The sequence below is a fragment of the Marinithermus hydrothermalis DSM 14884 genome, from assembly GCF_000195335.1.
Lineage (GTDB): Bacteria > Deinococcota > Deinococci > Deinococcales > Marinithermaceae > Marinithermus > Marinithermus hydrothermalis.
This window is the reverse complement of sequence record NC_015387.1, coordinates 1,409,876-1,425,977: the sequence shown is the minus strand read 5'-3', so window position 1 is coordinate 1,425,977 and position 16,102 is coordinate 1,409,876. Positions and strand designations below refer to the sequence as shown.

At 66.5% G+C, this 16,102-nt stretch carries 19 protein-coding genes; 9 read left to right on the top strand and 10 right to left on the bottom strand.

Annotated features, from left to right (window positions below; all coding sequences use genetic code 11):
- Nucleotide 1: 1 nt before the first annotated feature.
- Entirely contained in the window at nt 2-1,537 is a 1,536-nt protein-coding gene (locus MARKY_RS07100; protein WP_041658333.1) for an acyl-CoA mutase large subunit family protein, read from the bottom strand.
- 51 nt (nt 1,538-1,588) lie between these two features.
- On the bottom strand, nt 1,589-1,729 hold the full coding sequence (locus tag MARKY_RS11905) for a hypothetical protein (RefSeq protein WP_013704195.1): 141 nt from the start codon (nt 1,727-1,729) through the stop codon (nt 1,589-1,591).
- Between the two features lie 118 nt (nt 1,730-1,847).
- Here MARKY_RS11905 and MARKY_RS07095 point away from each other — a divergent pair, with 118 nt between their 5' ends.
- Both MARKY_RS07095 and MARKY_RS07090 read left to right on the top strand, forming a co-directional pair.
- On the top strand, nt 1,848-2,135 hold the full coding sequence (locus MARKY_RS07095) for a winged helix-turn-helix transcriptional regulator (protein WP_013704194.1): 288 nt from the start codon (nt 1,848-1,850) through the stop codon (nt 2,133-2,135).
- A gap of 49 nt (nt 2,136-2,184) precedes the next feature.
- Complete coding sequence (locus MARKY_RS07090; RefSeq protein WP_013704193.1) at nt 2,185-2,925, top strand: ZIP family metal transporter; 741 nt, start codon at nt 2,185-2,187, stop codon at nt 2,923-2,925.
- On the opposite strand, the gene MARKY_RS07085 is transcribed toward MARKY_RS07090, so the two are convergent.
- Nucleotides 2,922-4,058 (bottom strand): acetate/propionate family kinase, encoded by a 1,137-nt coding sequence (locus MARKY_RS07085; protein WP_041657930.1) that lies wholly within the window; start codon nt 4,056-4,058, stop codon nt 2,922-2,924. The two genes, MARKY_RS07090 and MARKY_RS07085, sit on opposite strands and share 4 nt — an antisense overlap.
- 42 nt (nt 4,059-4,100) lie before the next feature.
- Here MARKY_RS07085 and speD point away from each other — a divergent pair, with 42 nt between their 5' ends.
- The 3 genes from speD (at nt 4,101) to MARKY_RS07070 (ending at nt 6,203) form a co-directional block, all read left to right on the top strand.
- Nucleotides 4,101-4,520 (top strand): S-adenosylmethionine decarboxylase, encoded by a 420-nt coding sequence (gene speD, locus MARKY_RS07080; RefSeq protein ID WP_013704191.1) that lies wholly within the window; start codon nt 4,101-4,103, stop codon nt 4,518-4,520.
- 3 nt (nt 4,521-4,523) lie between these two features.
- Nucleotides 4,524-5,471, top strand: coding sequence for a polyamine aminopropyltransferase (speE, locus tag MARKY_RS07075; protein WP_013704190.1), 948 nt, complete (start codon nt 4,524-4,526; stop codon nt 5,469-5,471).
- Nucleotides 5,472-5,558: 87 nt separating this feature from the next.
- On the top strand, nt 5,559-6,203 hold the full coding sequence (locus MARKY_RS07070) for a DsbA family protein (RefSeq protein WP_013704189.1): 645 nt from the start codon (nt 5,559-5,561) through the stop codon (nt 6,201-6,203).
- Between the two features lie 51 nt (nt 6,204-6,254).
- Here MARKY_RS07070 and MARKY_RS07065 read toward each other — a convergent pair whose 3' ends face one another.
- The 6 genes from MARKY_RS07065 to MARKY_RS07040 form a co-directional block, all read right to left on the bottom strand.
- Nucleotides 6,255-7,154, bottom strand: a complete 900-nt coding sequence (locus MARKY_RS07065; RefSeq protein WP_013704188.1) for a dihydroorotate dehydrogenase — start codon at nt 7,152-7,154, stop codon at nt 6,255-6,257.
- Nucleotides 7,135-7,920, bottom strand: coding sequence for an iron-sulfur cluster-binding protein (locus MARKY_RS07060; protein ID WP_013704187.1), 786 nt, complete (start codon nt 7,918-7,920; stop codon nt 7,135-7,137). The genes MARKY_RS07065 and MARKY_RS07060 overlap by 20 nt, the downstream gene beginning before the upstream one ends.
- The gene (locus tag MARKY_RS07055) at nt 7,907-9,202 is read right to left on the bottom strand and encodes a dihydroorotase (RefSeq protein WP_013704186.1); all 1,296 of its coding nucleotides are present in this window, start codon (nt 9,200-9,202) and stop codon (nt 7,907-7,909) included. Before MARKY_RS07055 ends, MARKY_RS07060 begins: the two co-directional genes overlap by 14 nt.
- Complete coding sequence (locus MARKY_RS07050) at nt 9,199-10,116, bottom strand: aspartate carbamoyltransferase catalytic subunit (RefSeq protein ID WP_013704185.1); 918 nt, start codon at nt 10,114-10,116, stop codon at nt 9,199-9,201. The genes MARKY_RS07055 and MARKY_RS07050 overlap by 4 nt, the downstream gene beginning before the upstream one ends.
- Nucleotides 10,104-10,640 carry a bifunctional pyr operon transcriptional regulator/uracil phosphoribosyltransferase PyrR gene (pyrR, locus tag MARKY_RS07045; RefSeq protein WP_013704184.1) on the bottom strand — a complete coding sequence of 179 codons (537 nt, stop codon included), beginning with the start codon at nt 10,638-10,640 and terminating at the stop codon, nt 10,104-10,106. The genes MARKY_RS07050 and pyrR overlap by 13 nt, the downstream gene beginning before the upstream one ends.
- 188 nt (nt 10,641-10,828) lie before the next feature.
- Nucleotides 10,829-11,158 (bottom strand): SPW repeat protein, encoded by a 330-nt coding sequence (locus MARKY_RS07040; protein WP_013704183.1) that lies wholly within the window; start codon nt 11,156-11,158, stop codon nt 10,829-10,831.
- Nucleotides 11,159-11,460: 302 nt separating this feature from the next.
- Here MARKY_RS07040 and MARKY_RS07035 point away from each other — a divergent pair, with 302 nt between their 5' ends.
- The 3 genes from MARKY_RS07035 (at nt 11,461) to MARKY_RS07025 (ending at nt 14,682) form a co-directional block, all read left to right on the top strand.
- Nucleotides 11,461-13,650, top strand: coding sequence for a hypothetical protein (locus tag MARKY_RS07035; RefSeq protein ID WP_013704182.1), 2,190 nt, complete (start codon nt 11,461-11,463; stop codon nt 13,648-13,650).
- 117 nt (nt 13,651-13,767) lie between these two features.
- Nucleotides 13,768-13,998 (top strand): 50S ribosomal protein L31, encoded by a 231-nt coding sequence (gene rpmE / locus MARKY_RS07030; protein WP_013704181.1) that lies wholly within the window; start codon nt 13,768-13,770, stop codon nt 13,996-13,998.
- 78 nt (nt 13,999-14,076) lie between these two features.
- Nucleotides 14,077-14,682: a thymidine kinase gene (locus MARKY_RS07025; RefSeq protein ID WP_013704180.1), complete on the top strand. Its 606-nt coding sequence runs from the start codon at nt 14,077-14,079 to the stop codon at nt 14,680-14,682.
- Between the two features lie 26 nt (nt 14,683-14,708).
- Here MARKY_RS07025 and MARKY_RS07020 read toward each other — a convergent pair whose 3' ends face one another.
- Entirely contained in the window at nt 14,709-15,125 is a 417-nt protein-coding gene (locus MARKY_RS07020; protein WP_013704179.1) for an Hsp20/alpha crystallin family protein, read from the bottom strand.
- Between the two features lie 53 nt (nt 15,126-15,178).
- Here MARKY_RS07020 and miaA point away from each other — a divergent pair, with 53 nt between their 5' ends.
- Complete coding sequence (gene miaA, locus MARKY_RS07015) at nt 15,179-16,093, top strand: tRNA (adenosine(37)-N6)-dimethylallyltransferase MiaA (protein ID WP_013704178.1); 915 nt, start codon at nt 15,179-15,181, stop codon at nt 16,091-16,093.
- Nucleotides 16,094-16,102: the final 9 nt, after the last annotated feature.

The window sequence follows — 16,102 nt, the reverse complement described above, 5'->3', positions numbered from 1 at the left end:
ATCAGTAACCGGGCTGGTACTCTCCCCACTCCTCGCGCAGCACGCCGCACACCTCGCCGAGCGTGGCGCGGCGGCGGAAGGCCTCGAGCACGTAGGGGAAGAGGTTGTCCGTGCCGCGGGCGGCCGCGCGGAGGGCCTCGAGGGCGTTTTGGACGCTCTGGCCGTCCCGGTTTTCGCGGAAGGCCCGGATCTCCGCGGCGCGGCGGCGGTCCACCTCGGGGTCGATCTTGTGTACGGGGACGGGCTCGTGGGTGGCGGAGGTGAACTTGTTCACCCCGACGATGATGCGTTCTTGGGACTCCACCTCCTGCTGGAAGCGCCACGCGGCCTCCTCGATCTCCTTCTGGACGTACCCGGCCTCGACGGCGGCTACGGCGCCGCCCAGCTTTTCGATCTCGTCCAGGTACGCCTGGGCTTCCGCCTCGAGCTTGTCCGTGAGGTGCTCGAGGTAGAAGCTGCCCCCCAGGGGGTCGACGGCCTTGGTGACGCCGGACTCGTACGCGAGGATTTGTTGCGTGCGGAGGGCGATCAGGGCGCTTTTTTCGGTGGGGAGGCCGAGGGCTTCGTCGTAGGCGTTGGTGTGCAGGCTTTGCGTGCCGCCCAGGACCGCAGCGAGGGCCTGGTAGGCGGTGCGCACCACGTTGTTGAGGGGTTCTTGGGCGGTGAGGGTGGAGCCGCCGGTCTGGGTGTGGAAGCGCAGCATCCAGCTTTTCTTGTTCTTCGCCCCGAAGGTTTCCTTCATGATGCGGGCCCACATGCGCCGGGCGGCGCGGAACTTGGCGACCTCCTCGAGGATGTCGTTGTGCGCGGCGAAGAAGAAGGAAAGCCGGGGCGCGAACTGGTCCACGTCGAGGCCGCGTTCGATGGCGGCGCGCACGTAGGCCATGCCGTTGGCCAGGGTGAAGGCGATCTCCTGGGCCGCGGTCGAGCCCGCCTCGCGGATGTGGTAGCCGCTGATGGAGATCGTGTTCCAGCGGGGGACGTGCTGGGCGCAGTACTCGAAGATGTCGGTGATGAGGCGCATCGAGGGGCGCGGGGGGTAGATGTAGGTGCCGCGGGCGATGTACTCCTTGAGGATGTCGTTTTGGATGGTGCCGCCGACCTTGTCCCAGGGGACGCCTTGCTCCTCAGCGACCAGCAGGTAGAGCGCGAGGAGCATCATCGCCGGGGCGTTGATCGTCATGCTGGTCGTGACTTGGTCGAGGGGGATCCCCTCAAAGAGGCGCTTCATGTCCTCGATGGAGGCGATGGAGACCCCGACGCGGCCGACCTCGCCGACGGCCAGGGGGTGGTCGGGGTCCAGCCCCAGCTGGGTGGGGAGGTCGAAGGCTACGGAGAGGCCGGTCTGGCCTTGGGAGAGCAGGTATCTGAAGCGGGCGTTGGTTTCCTCGGCGGACCCGAAGCCGGCGTACTGGCGCATGGTCCAGAGGCGATCCAGGTACATGCGGGGGTAGACACCGCGGGTGAAGGGGTACTCGCCGGGTCGGCCGAGCTTTTCCCGGTAGTCCTCGGGGAGGGTTTCGTACAGGCCGCTCAGCGTGGTTTCCATGCTTCCACCTCTCGGGGCCAATCTACCACGACCGGTAGGCTACCCAAAGAACCCGTTGATTAGGAGAAACGCGAGGACGATCCCGCCGATGATGAGCAGGACCGGTACGAGCAGCAGCTGGTACGCGGCGATGACGAGCGCTAGGAAGTCCTTCCAGTCGGGTTTCAGGTCCTCGGGCATCGTTTGTGTATTCTACCCCGAGTGGGGGGGTGGGCAGTGCATCTCTCTGGATCCCTTTGGGGGCGCGTTCCATGATGTATAGTAAGAAGCTTTACGCTTGTGCTACGATGAGGTAGCTATGGCGGACGTAACCAAGTTCAAACTCGTGCTTAAGGCGGTGGCCCACGAGGCGGGATGGGACATCCTAAACGCGGTAGCCGAGGGCCCCACGCGCTTCACCCAGCTCGAGCAGGCCACCCGGGTGAGTCCGCGCACCCTCTCGGAGCGATTAAAGGAGTTAACCGAGCTAGGGTTGATCGAGCGGACCGCGTATCCGGAGGTGCCCCCGCGCGTGGAGTATACGCTCACCCCGTTGGGGCAGCGGGTGCTGGAGGCCTTGAAGCACCTAGCGAAGGCCGTAGGATAGCGGCCCGGTTTGTATTGATAATGATAATCGTTTGCATTAAGATGGGGGCGTGGAAGTCTCCACCCTCACGGTATTCGCTTACGCCCTCGTGACCGCTGTGGCGACAGGACTTGGCGCGCTTCCGTTCGTACGTTTCCGTAGCGTGTCGCGCGCCTGGCTGGGCATAGCGAACGCCATCGCCGCAGGGTTAATGCTCGCGGCGAGCTTCGGCCTGATCTATGAAGGCATCGCTGAAGACCTTCTCCGGACGGTCCTCGGTGTCCTCCTCGGTCTTGGGTTTATCCTATGGGCCCACGCCGTCCTCCACCGTTACGACCGATTACGCCTCGGTCAACTCAACGGTCTCGACGCCCGCAAAGCCCTCCTCATCGTCGGGGTGATGACCCTCCACTCCTTCACGGAAGGCGTCGGGGTCGGTGTATCGTTCGGGGGGGGAGAGGCGCTGGGCCTTTTCATCACCGCGGCGATCGCCGTGCACAACATTCCTGAAGGTATCGCGATCAGCCTCGTTCTGGTTCCGCGGGGCGTGCCGTGGTGGAAGGCCGGGGGGTGGAGCGTCTTTTCCAGCCTACCCCAGCCCCTCATGGCCGTCCCCGCGTTCCTCCTGGTCGAGGTATTCCAGCCCTTCCTTCCCGTAGGGCTCGGCTTCGCCGCAGGCGCCATGATCTGGATGGTCTTCTCCGAGCTGCTTCCCGACGCGCTCAAGGACGCCCCACACGACCGGGTGGCCACCACCGTCACCCTCTCGGTCAGCGCGATGATGATCTTCCAGGTGCTGCTGCGCCCCTAAGCGCCCAGCACCTGCGCGACCTCGAGGGCGATCGCGAGCTCCTCATCCGTAGGTACGACCAGAGCGTGTGCCGGGCTTTCAGGACGCGTGAGGTACGGTCCGCCCTCCTGGTTGCGCTCGGGGTCGAGCACAAATCCCAAAAACTCAAGGCCCTGCACCACCCGCGCCCGGACTTCCGGGTCGTTCTCCCCGACCCCGCCCGTGAACACCAGCGCGTCCAGCCCCCCCATCGCGGCGGCGAACGCCCCGACGTACTTCTTGATGCGGTAGGTGTACACCGAAAGCGCTCGTTCAGCACCTGCGTGCCCTTCCTGGCGGGCCTTGTGGAGGTCCCGGAGGTCGTGGCTCAGGCTGGAAAGCCCCTTGAGGCCGCTTTCTTGGTTCAGGATGCGGCGGGTTTCCTCTAAACCGAAGCGCTTCACGAGCTCGAGGACCACCCCGGGATCCAGGTCCCCGCTGCGCGTGCCCATGACGAGCCCCTCGAGGGGCGTGAAGCCCATGCTGGTGTCCACGCTTTTCCCGAACCGGATGGCGGTGGCGGACGCGCCGTTACCCAGGTGCAGGGTCACGAGACGCAGTGCCTCCAGGGGCCGCTCCAGAAGGCGTGCCGCCTCTCGGGCCACGTACCGGTGTGAGGTGCCGTGGAACCCGTATCGCCTGAGGCCGTGTTGCTCGTAGAGCGCGTAGGGGATCGCGTACAGGTACGCCTCGGGGGGAAGGGTCTGGTGGAAGGCGGTGTCGAACACCCCCACCTGCGGCAGCTCCGGGAAAAGAGCCTGAGCCGCGCGGATGCCCGCCAGGTTCGCGGGATTGTGCAGCGGCGCGAGCGGAATGAAGGCCTCGAGGCGCTCGAGCACCCTGGCGTCGATGCGCACGTTTTCCGTGAGGTCCCCTCCGTGCACCACCCGGTGCCCCACGGCCTGGATTCCTGTGAGATCCACGCGTTCCAGGACGGCCTCCAGCGCCTCGCGGTGGTCCCGCGCGCGGACCGGGTGCGTTCCGTTCCAGCGGAGGACAGCGTCCTCGCTACCCACGCGCTCCACAACGCCGCGCGTGAGGTGGCGGCGGGCGCGCGTGTCGGTCACGGAGAACTTAAGGCTCGAGGAGCCGGCGTTCAGCACAAGCACCTTCATCTCCTCCAGTCTACGGAGGAAGCTGTGGTATGATTGGCCCTCGTGGCGGACGTACGCACTGGACCACCGGGTGGGCGCTGGGTCGCGGAGATCTACGGTTGTAACGTAGAGGTGATCGAAAACGCCAAGATGGTTGAGGCCGCGCTTCGGGACGCGGTCATCCGGCTGGGGGCTTCCCCGCAGAGCACGAAGAGCGTGGTGTACAAGTTCCACCCGCAAGGGCTTTCGGCCGCGGTGGTGAGCCCCGTGGCGGCGGTGATGATCCACACGTGGCCGGAGGACGATGCTTCGGCGACCCTCGACCTGTACTTTTACCGGGGGGACGTGAACCCTGACGAGGTGCTGGAGGGCTTGGCCCGCGCGTTTGGCGCCAAACGCGAGAACGCGTTTCGCTATTGGCGCGGCGGCGAGCGGGAGGTTCGCCGCCGGGGAATCCCAGGCGCGAAGAATCCGGAGGGATGAAGTATGGACTACGGGATGTACTACTTCGAGCACGTGACGCCCTATGAGACGCTGGTTCGCCGGATGGAACGGGTGCTGGCCTCGGGTCGGACGCGGTTCCAGGACTTCTTCATCTTCGAGTCCAAAGGCTTCGGCAAGGTCCTGATCCTGGACAAGGACGTACAATCCACCGAGCGGGACGAGTACATCTACCACGAGACCCTGGTGCACCCCCCCATGCTGGCGCACCCCGAGCCGAAGAGCGTCCTCATCGTGGGGGGTGGCGAGGGGGCCACGCTCCGCGAGGTCCTGCGCCACCCGAGCGTCGAGCGGGTGGTCATGGTGGATATCGACGACCAGCTGGTGGAGATGGCCAAAACCCTCCTGCCCGAGTGGCACCAGGGGGCCTTCGAGGACCCGCGGGCCGAGGTGGTTTACGACGACGCCCGCAAGTGGCTCGAGACCCACGACGACACCTTCGACGTGATCATCATTGACCTGACCGACCCGGTGGGCGAGCACAACCCGGCCCGCATGCTGTACACCGTGGAGTTCTACAGCCTGGTCAAGTCCCGTCTGAACCCGGGCGGCGTGATGGGCATGCAGGCCGGCATGATCATGCTCACCCACCACAAGGCCCACCCCGTGATCCACCGTACGGTGCGGGAGGTCTTCCGGTACACCCGCAGCTACAAGAACCACATCCCAGGGTTCTTCCTCGATTTCGGATTCATCCTCGCTTCTGAGTCCTTCGATCCTGCCGCGCTTTCCGAAGGGACGATCGAGGCCCGCATTCGCGAGCGGAACCTGCCGCTTAAGCACCTGACCGCGCCGTATCTCGAGTCCCTGTTCGTGCTGCCCAAGGACCTCACGGAAGCGATCGAGAACGAGACCCTGGTCTCCACGGACGCGAACCCCTTCTACCTCACCCCCGAAGGGGAGGCCCGGCAGGCCCCGTACCCTCAGGAGTGACCTCCGACCCCATCCGGCCTGGCCTCCTCAAGGGGGCCAGGCCCGCATGCGAACCCTCCTCATGAGATCGGTTCTATACTAGGAGCGATGCAACGGCAAGCGTTTTTCGGTGTTCTGATCATAGCCACGCTTTTCACCGCAGGGCTTTTTGTGTTTACCCGGCCCGCGCTCCCAGCCGAGGACCCTGCGGCGGGCGCGCACTTCGCGGTGGGGCGTCCCGACGCGCCGATCACGGTCGTGGAGTTCGCCAACTACCAGTGCCCGCACTGCCGCACCCACGCCCTCGAGGTGCTGCCCCGCATCCTGCGGGACTACGTGGAGACCGGCAAGGTACGCTACGTCTTCCGCGACTTCCCCTTTAAAGGCGCGCCGACCTACCGCCCCGTGGTGCGGGCTGGGGAAGCCGCCGCGTGCGCTGCGGACCAGGGACGGTACCTAGAGTACCACACCCTCCTCTTCCGCGCCCAGGGCCAGTGGGGCCGGTACCGCGGGGAGGCGCTGGACCGCCTCTTCATCGACTACGCGGGCCAGATCGGGCTGGATCGGGAAGCGTTCGCGGCCTGCCTCGCGAGCGGTGAGAAGGAACGCATCGTGCTCGAGGACCTAAAGGCTGCGGAGGCCCTCAACCTGAACAGCACCCCCACCTTCTTCATCGGGGACAAGATGTACCGGGGGGTGTTGCCCTACGAGGAATGGCAGCGCCTCCTCGACGCCTTGCTCGCCGAGAAGTAACGGACCGCTTCGTTATGAGATCCCACCGTGGCGAACGCCACGGTGGGGTGCTTAACGGTGCGCGGCGCCCACCCAGTCCCGCCACGTGTCCGTGCGCCCCGCGAAGAACCGCTCGAGCCCCTCGACGAGCTTTAAGGGCGCGAACGGGTCGCTAAACGTCGCGGTGCCCACCGCGACCATGCGGGCCCCCGCGAGGGCGAACTCGAGCGCGTCCTCCACCGTACGGATCCCGCCCATGCCGAGGATGGGCTTGTCCGTGTGCCGGTAGAGTTCGTAGACGAGCCGCACCGCGACGGGCTTGACCGCAGGGCCGCTGAGGCCGCCGGTCTTGTGGCCGAGCACGGGACGGCGGGTCTCGAGGTCGATCCGCATCCCGAGCAGGGTGTTGATCAGGCTGAACCCGTCCACCCCCGCGGCTTCGCACGCCTCGGCGACGGGCAGGATGGGCGCGTTGGGCGAGAGCTTGACGATCACTGGGCGGTCCGTCGCGTCCTTCACCGCGCGCACAACCTCCGCCGCGGCCTGGGGGTCGTGCGCAAACGGCAGGCCCGCCCCGTGCACGTTCGGGCAGGAGAGGTTGAGCTCGAGGAGGTGCGCGAAGGGGCTGACCCGCTCTGCGACGTAGGCGAACTCCTCGGGGGTATCGCCGAAGACGTTGACGATCACCCGCGCGCCCTGCTCCCGAAGCCAGGGCAGCTCGTCCTGCACGTACCGCTCAACCCCTTTGTTCTCCAGGCCGATCGCGTTCAGCATCCCGCCGGGGGTTTCGGTCACGCGCGGCGGCGGCGCGCCGGGGATGGGGCGGGGGGAGGTGCCCTTGGTGGTGATCGCGCCCAGCCGGGAGAGGGGGTAGAGGTGCGCGTACTCCTTGCCGAAGTTGAAGGTGCCCGAGGCGGTCACGACGGGGTTGGGAAAGGTCACGCCGAGAAAATCAATGCTGAGCGGGTTCATCCCCCCAGATCACCTCCTCCGCGTTGAAGATGGGGCCGTCCACGCACAGGTGGACCGTGCCGCGGGTGGTGGGGTGCACGCACGAGAGGCAGGCCCCCACGCCGCAGGCCATGTGGGCCTCGAGACTCACGTAACACGGCGCGTCGTGTGCCGCGGCAAGCCGGGCCGCTTCGCGCATCAACCCTTCCGGGCCCACCGCGTAGACCGTGGCGGGCCCGGCCGCGAGCAGCTCGGGCAGAGCCTGGGTGGGGAGGCCTTGCTCGCCGTGAGCGCCATCCTCGCTGAAGTACCGGACCCGCGCGCCGCCGCGGGCGAAGAGGGGGATGAGGTGCGCCTCCGAAGCGTCGCGCGCGCCGTGCAGTACGACGACCTCGCGCCCGGTTGCCGCGAGGCGGTTCGCCAGGTACGCGAGCGGCCCCGCCCCGCTCCCGCCCGAGACCAGGATCGCGCGGCCCGTGGGGGGAGGGAAGGTGTTGCCTAAAGGCCCCAGGACCCGAACTTCCGCGCCAAGGGGAAGGTTCAGGAGGTCCCGGGTGCCCTCCCAGCGGGCGGTCATCACGATCGCGAAGGTGCGCCCCCCTCCTGAGGCGGGGGCCATCGGGCGGCGCAGCACGTGCCCGGGAACCTCGAGGTTCACGAACTGCCCCGGCTCGAGAAGCGGCGCGAGGGTGGGCGCTTCGAAGGTCAGCACGCCCTTCGCGCCCCGCACCGTCTTGTGCACGAGGCGCGCGGCGTGGTCGTTCCAGACCGGTTCACGCCTCGGCACGCCACACCACCTGGCCCTCGACGAGGGTCGCGACCGGCCATCCCGCGAGCTTCCAGCCGCTCCACGGGCTGAACTTGGCCTTCGAGACGAAGTGCGCCGGGTCCACCGGTCGCTCCGCGTTCGGAGCGAACAGCACCAGGTCCGCGGGAGCGCCTTCCTCCAGGTGGATCGGTTCGAGTCCCAAAGCGCGGCGCGGCCCGTCGGTGAAACGCGCGATCAGCACCTCGAGCTTCAGGCCGCGCTTGAGGACCAGCTCGGTGAAGAGCAAGGGGAAGGCCACCTCGAGGTTGGGGATGCCGAAAGGCGCCCGCAGGAGGTCCTGCTCTTTCTCCGCGAGCGTGTGCGGTGCGTGGTCGGTGCCGATGCCGTCGATCGTGCCGTCCTCGAGCCCCTGGATGAGGGCCTCGACGTCCGCCTGGGTACGCAGCGGCGGCGCGACCTTGTAGATCGGGTCCATGCCCTCCAGGACGGCGTCCGTAAGGGTCAGGTGGTGCGGCGTGACCTCGGTCGTGACGGGCAGCCCATCGGCCTTGGCCGCACGGATCAGCTCGAGGCCCCGCGCGGTGGATAGGTGCTGGACGTGTAGGCGCGGGGTGTGGCCGGTGGGCTCGAGGGCTTGCTGGACGTAGCGCAGGATTTCAAGGTCGCGGGCAATGCGCGCGGTTTCCGCGACCGCGGGGTTGCCGGGGAGGCCGAGCCGTTCCGAGACCGGGCCTTCGTTCATCACGCCGTTCCTGCGAAGCCCCGCGTTCTCGGCGTGCACCGCGACGGGCAGACCGTAGCTCGCCGCGTAGCGGAGCCCGAGGGCGAGGAGCCCCCCGTCCTCGTTGGTGTGCCCGTCGTCGGTGAGGAGGACCGCCCCGGCTGCCTTGAGCAGGCCGGCCTCGGTGAGGCGGGCGCCCTCCTGGCCCTGGGTGAGCGCGGCGGAGACGTAAAGCCGAGCCCCTGGAATGGCTCGAGCCCGTTTGTAGAGGGCTTGGACGGCCTCGGGAGTGTCGATGGGGGGGGTGGTGTTGGGCATGGCGACCACGCCGGTGTACCCGCCTTTGGCCGCGGCTTTGAGGCCGCTTTCCAGGTCCTCCTTGACCTCCTGGCCAGGCTCGCGCAGGTGCGCGTGCGGGTCGAAGAAACCCGGCGCGAGCATGAGCCCGTCCGCTTCGATGGCCTCGTCGGCGTCACCCCCGGAGAGCGAGAGGATACGGCCTTCACCGATCAGCACGTCCGCTTTTCCGTGGTTGCCGCGGGCGTCCACAAGGGTTGCGTTTTTGATGAGGCGCTTCATCGGTTCCTCCCCACGAGCAGGTGGTACAGCACGGCCATGCGCACCGCCACGCCGTTCGCTACTTGGCGCGTGACGAGGCTGTTCTCCGAATCCGCGAGGCGCCCGTCCACCTCCACGTCCCGGTTCATCGGGCCGGGGTGCAGCAACGGCGCTTGGGGTTTGGCCCAGGCCAGGCGCTCCGGCGTGATCTGGTAGCCCGCCACGTACTCCGGGATGGAGGGCAGAATACCAGCTTCCATGCGTTCCCTTTGCAGTCGAAGGGCGATCACCGCGTCCGCGTCGCTCAGGGCCTCCTTAAGGCTCGTCGTAAGCCGGGCGCCGGGAAGGGTCTGGGGAAGCAGCGTCGCAGGACCCGCGGCCCAGACCTCAGCGCCCAGCAGGGAGAAGAGTTCCGCGTCAGAGCGTGCGACCCGCGAGTGCAGGATATCCCCCACGATCGCGATCTTCTTACCCTCGAGGCCGCCGAGCGCTTCGGTAAGCGTGAACGCGTCCAGTAGAGCCTGCGTGGGGTGGGCGCGGCGGCCGTCCCCCGCGTTGATGACCACACCCTTCACCCAGCGGGTGGCCTGGTAGGGCACCCCGGCCGCGTCCGTGCGGATCACGTACGCGTCCACCTTCATCGCCTCGAGGGTGAGGAGCGTGTCCTTGTAGGACTCGCCTTTTTTGAGGCTCGAGCCGCCGGGGCTGAAGCTCACCACGTCGGCGGACATGCGGCGCGCGGCGAGTTCGAAGGAGATCTTGGTGCGGGTGGAGGGTTCGAAGAAGACGGTGGCTACGGTGAACCCCTGAAGCGCAGGCACCTTTTTAACCGGGCGCTCCAGGACTTCTTGCATGAGCTTTGCGGTTTCGAACAGGTCCTCCACCTGGGAGGCTTCCCAGCCGGTGAAGTCCAGAAGGTGTTTTAGAGCTCCCATAGCTCGACCGCGTCCTCCCCGTCGGTTTCCTCGAGCTTGACCTTGACCACTTCGGTGCGGGCGGTGGGTAGGTTCTTGCCCACGAAGTCCGCTCGGATGGGCAGCTCCCGGTGCCCGCGGTCCACCAGCACGCCTAGGTAGACGCGCCGGGGGCGTCCAAGATCGATCAAGGCGTCGAGGGCAGCGCGGGCGGTGCGTCCGGTGTACAGCACGTCGTCCACCAGGACGATGCTCTTGCCCCAGATGTCGAAGGGGATCTTGGTTTCCCGCACCTTTGGCTGGTGGGCGATCTCGGAGAGATCGTCGCGGTAAAGGGTGATGTCCAGCACCCCTACGGGCACCGTTACGCCTTCGAAGGTGTGGATGGATTCGGCAAGGCGTTGGGCGAGCGGTACGCCGCGGGTGTGGATCCCCACCAGGGCGAGGTCCTCAGGGCCTTTGTTCTTTTCGAGGATCTCGTGCGCGATGCGCCGGAGCATGCGCCGAATCTCGGGCGCTTCCAGGATGCGGGCTTTAAACGTCACGGCTTACCCCCGTTCCAAAAAAAATGCGCCTTCCAGGCGCGGCGCGTCCCGTATTGAGGTGGGTTCGGTGCTTCACGGTTTTCACTCCTTTCCGGCCTCACGGGACCGGATTAAAGGTCAGCCTAAGTTACCCTGCGCGCCGTGCTGGCGTCAAGTCTTAAGGCCGCCCCCTTAGGGGGCGGCCGGGTTTAGGCTGGCCTGGGGTGCTGGCGCGTCACCCAAAGTGCGAGTACGCCGATGAGGACGCCTACGATGACGGCGTTCCAGAACGCGGCGGTGTTCGCGGTGAAGTTGAGGATCCACGGCGAGAGGATGAGCCAGACGGCGAGGACTAGGTCGGTCCACTCTTCCCACAGCTGCCCTCCGCTGAGCGCCAGGATGGAGAGGATCGTGACGGCTGCGCCCACGATGAGGGCGTTCCAGAAGGCGCTGGGGGTCGTGCTGTAGCCGAGGAGCCACGGGGAGAGCACAAGCCAAATCCCCAGAACCAGGCTGCCCCAGTCCTGCCAGCGCTTCATCTCGGCTCACCTCCTTTCGCTCTCCAATATATAAAAGTTAGGTGGGGTATTGTCAAGACGGGCTGATACCTTGTCTCTCCCATGCCCCACAACCTATGCGGAACCCTGACCTCGGGAACTCGGAACAACCGTGAGGCAACCCGGAACATGCCCCTTCGCCGTCAGACCAGTCGGGCTCAGGATCTCCCGAGATCGGCCAGGAAGCATCGGGGTTTGCTGCTTCATCCTGGAAACTCATCCATCGGTGCAGCAAGGGATTCGCTATAATGAGGTCCATTCCTTCCGTAGAAAGGAGAAACGGGATGAAAAAGATTTTTCCCGTAATATTGCGCCTATATTCGATGCTGCGCAAAGTGCATCACATCTGCGGTACCTACTGCGAGGGACTGCGTTTGAGGGTGCGGCATGGCGCCCGTGCACACCGCACCTTTACCGTTTGGAATCGCGCTTTGTGGAGGTTAACGCCACTGATGGTGCTGGCGCTCGCCAGCTGCGGTCAGCCGAGCGGCGGCGGACAGCCGCCGCAGCCGCCGGTGACCGGCGCGCCGCTGCCCTACGCCGAGCGGGAGCAGGCCGTCACCACCGTGATCGCCAAGATCGATGAGCTGTACGGCGGCCGCCTCGACGGCCGCAGCGTCGCTGAGCTGCAGCAACTGGCCGACTTCATGGTTTCGTTGCCCGAGTTCGAGGCGGCTGGCGTGGCCGACGACCACACCGTGTGGGGGCGTTTTACCGACGGGCGGCTCTACCTGGTGGTTGACAATCGCGAGACCAACACGATGACCGGCACCGGCACGAACACGGCTGCGGACCCGGCGGCGCTCGAGCCGTATGCCCCCGCCCGACCGGCGTTGCGGCCGCTGCAGGCCGGCGAGCTCGAGCTACCCAAGGTGCGCCGGGCGTTGGTGATGAACGCCCTCGGCACCGCTTTCGTCAGCCCCAGCGCCCGGATTCGCGGCTGGCTCGCAGACGCCGGCTATCAGGCGAGCAGCCCCACGCCCACCGTCGACCTGCTCAAGTCGGTATCCGGAGTGGGCGTATTCTACCTCGACGCTCACGGCGGGGAGGGCCAAGGCCGCGACGGCAAGACGCGCTACGGCATCTGGACCGCGACCCCGGTCAGCGCTGCGGGCGAACTGAAGTACGACGACGACCTGAAGACGCTGCGGCTCGTCTGGATGACCGCCCTCGAAGACACCCTGCCGGATGGAACCGATACCTTCGAAACGCACTACGCCTTCACCGGCGACTTCGTCAGCACCTACATGAGCTTCAGCGAGCACAGCCTGGTCTTCATCAACGCCTGCAGCAGCTACACCGGCGCCGGCATGCAGAGCGGCTTTCTGGCCGCCGGCGCCTCCGTCTACGCCGGCTGGACCAAGCCCGTTAGCGACGGTGCCGCCAACCTTGCCGCCAACTACTTCTTCGACCGGGCGCTGGGCAGCAACCGCTATCTGCCCGAAACCGCCGCCCAGCGGCCGTTCGACTACCTGGCGGTGTGGAACGAGATGAAGCGCAAAGAGTACGAGGTCGATTACAAAGGCAACCCCCCGACGCACGAGGACCCGGAGACGCGGCTGGTTTTCGTCGAGTTGCAACCGGCGTTTGCGCTGCTCGCCCCCAGCATCGAACGCCTGGCGGTCGACGAGATCGCCGGCAAGCTCACCCTCTCAGGGATGTTCGGGGCACAGTCGCAGGCCGACGCCAAGGTCTCGGTCGATGGGCTGCCGCTCGACGTGCTCTCGTGGTCGGCCACCGAAGTGGTCGCCAAGCTACCGCCCGGTCAGGACGCCGGCCCGGTTGAGGTCGAGGTGGGTCGCCGCCGCAGCAACGCGGTGCCGCTCACCCGCTGGCAGCTGCGCATCACCTACGACGCCGAAATGCACCTCACCGACTTTCTGCTCTTCGACAGTTGGGACTCACGTACTACCGTTACCTGTACCCTCACCGTCCGGGCGGACGTTCACCCTTACCGCACCGCTCCCGGAACCTCCCCGACCCTGCCGAAAAATATACCGGTGCACGCCACGCAGGACTCGAGCTGCACCTGGACGGAGACGCTCAGCGCTTCCTCGTTTGACGGCGCTTGCACGGTTACCGTGAACGATAGCGGCACTATCCCCTGGTTCGACCCCAGCAAAACCCCACCCGGCCTGCCCGGCGAGAGCAGCAGCGACTGGTTTATTTTCAGCGCCACCCTCGACACGGAGACGCTGACCTGGAACGACGTCGACCTACAGTTCGACGCGCAGGCCACCGAGCACTGGGACTGCTTTGGTGAGGTCAGCACCGAAACCGCCAGCATCGCGGTCGATGAGTTGACGCTCTTTACGCCGCTGATCTTGGAGATGGACAGCAACTTCGTTGTCATCGGCGACAGCCTGATCGACGACAGCTTCGTGGGCGGCACCATCACCCTGTCGTGGGAGGACGCTCCCCCCGCCTTTCCGCCCGAGGAGAACGTCACCTGCGCCAGCCTCGCCTGCCCGTAGGGCTGCGTTGACCCGGGAAAACGGGGAGCAGCCTGTTGGCTTGCCTTAGCGTGCGGGGGGTGTTAGAGTGAAGAACGCTGTGGTCGCACGGCCAAGACCGTGCGAGAGGAGGAGCGCATGAAGGAGAAGATTCACCCGAAGCTGGTGCCTGCCCGCATCATCTGCGGTTGTGGAAACGTGATCGAGACCTTCTCGACCCGGCCTGAGATTCACGTGGAGGTGTGCAGCTCCTGCCACCCCTTCTACACCGGGCAGCAGCGCTTTGTGGATACTGAAGGGCGTGTGGAGCGCTTCCAGCGCCGGTTCGGCGATTCCTACAAGAAAGGCCTCAAGAAGAAACAGGCCTAACCCCCCCGCGTCCCTACGGCCTGCCCCGGGCAGGCCGTTTTTCGTGGTACAGTATCCACCGACATATAGGAGGGAAGTATGCCGTACCTGCCCTGGTATCCGGGGTGGCTGGAAGCCATCGTAGGCCCTATGTTCTCCGGGAAGTCCGAGGAGTTGATCCGCCGGGTCAAGCGCGCATTGATCGCCGGCCAGCGGGTCCAGGTCTTCAAGCCCCGTTTGGATGACCGGTACCACGCTTCGGACGTGGTTAGTCACGACGGCACACGGGTCGAGGCGGTGGCCGTCGCGGACTCGAGGGAACTCCGCGCACGCCTCCAGGACCCCCTGCCCCAGGTTGTGGCGGTGGACGAGGTCCAGTTTTTTGATGCGGGGCTGGTGGAATTGGTGATGGAGTTGACCGAGCAGGGGGTTCGGGTGATCGTGGCCGGACTGGACCTGGATTTCCGGGGGGAGCCCTTTGGCATCATCCCTGAGCTGTTGGCGCGCGCGGAATGGGTGGAGAAGCTCAGCGCGGTTTGTCCTCGCTGCGGGCGGGCCGCGACCCGCACGCAACGACTCATTAACGGGCAGCCCGCCCGTTACGACGATCCCGTCATCCTGGTGGGCGCGCACGAGGTGTACGAGCCCCGCTGCCGTGGGTGCCACACCGTGGTGCGGGAGAACGTACCGCAACAGTCTTCCTGAACGCCCGGTCCCTTAGCAAGGCAGGGTTACTCTGGACGCACCTGGACCCGCTGCCCGGGGCGTTTAGCGATCCGGATCTCGAGCACGCCGTTTTTGAGGCTCGCCTCGGCTGAACCTTCCGCGACGGGTTCCGGCAGTACGATCACCCGCTGGAAGTACCCCTCGGGCCGCTCCCGCTTGAGGTACTGCCCTTCGCGGGGGTGTCGGATCCCGGCGAGGGTGAGGGTACGGCCCTCCTCGTAAAGCTCGAGGTCCTCCGGCTTCACCCCGGGCACGTCGAGCAGGATCAGGTAGTGGTCGTCCTCTTCCAGAATGTCCACGTCCGGCATCCACTGGCCGAACCCTTCCTCGCCGGCGTAGCGGCGTGCGAGTTCATCCAAGCGTTTCTTGAGTTCGCCCAAGCGTTCCAAAGCTTCCCAGCGGTCCAGCCGTTCCAGCGACAAAGCGAATCACCTCCAGCCGCTATTCCAGTGTACTGCGCGTACTATGGGTATGGATGAAGGATTGGATTCCCATCCTGGCCGGACCGACGGCGAGCGGAAAGACCGCTCTCGCCATTCGGCTCGGGCAGGAGTACCCCCTCGAGGTCGTGAACGCGGACGCCACCATGGTGTACAAGGGGCTGGATATTGGCACCGACAAGCCCACGCCAGGGGAGATGCGGGGGGTGCCGCACCATTTGATCGACGTGGTGGAGCCGGACCAACCCTTTGATGTCATCCGGTGGGTCGCGCATGCTGAAAGCGCGATCGCCGGGATCCTCGAGCGAGGGCGCATCCCGCTCGTCGTGGGGGGGACCGGGTACTACATCCGCACGCTTTCCGAGGGGTACCACGCGCTCCCGCCGCCCAACCCCGAGGTGCAGGCGGCGCTGTGGGCGGAGCTCGAGGCGCGGGGCGCGGAGGCGCTGCTGCGGGAGCTCGAGGCGGCAAGCCCCTTGGACGCGCGGCGGGTGCGGGGGAACCCTCGGCGGCTCGTGCGGGCCCTCGAGGTGCTGCGCGCGACGGGCAGGCCCCCGAGCGCGTTTCCGAAACGGGCACCGCGGTTTCGTTACAGGAAGCTCGTGCTCTGGCCCGAGCGCGCCTGGTTGCGCCCCCGGATCCGGGCGCGGGCCGAGGCGCAGTTCGCGCGGGGGCTGGTGGAGGAGGTGCGGGGGTTGCTCGAGCGCTATCCCCGGATGCCTACGGCGCTACAGGCCATCGGGTACAAGGAGGTGGTGCGCTACCTCAGGGGGGAGTGGAGCCTCGAGGAGGCCCTCGAGGCGGACTGGCGGGGGGTGTGGCGGTACGCGAAACGACAGTACACCTGGTTCCGCCGCGAGCCGGGGGACGTGACCTACCTCCCGCGCGGGGGGGAGGCGGCCTGGGTGGGGTTGCAGGACTGGTTCATGCGGTACTTTGGGCAGGGGTAGGTGTTGGCC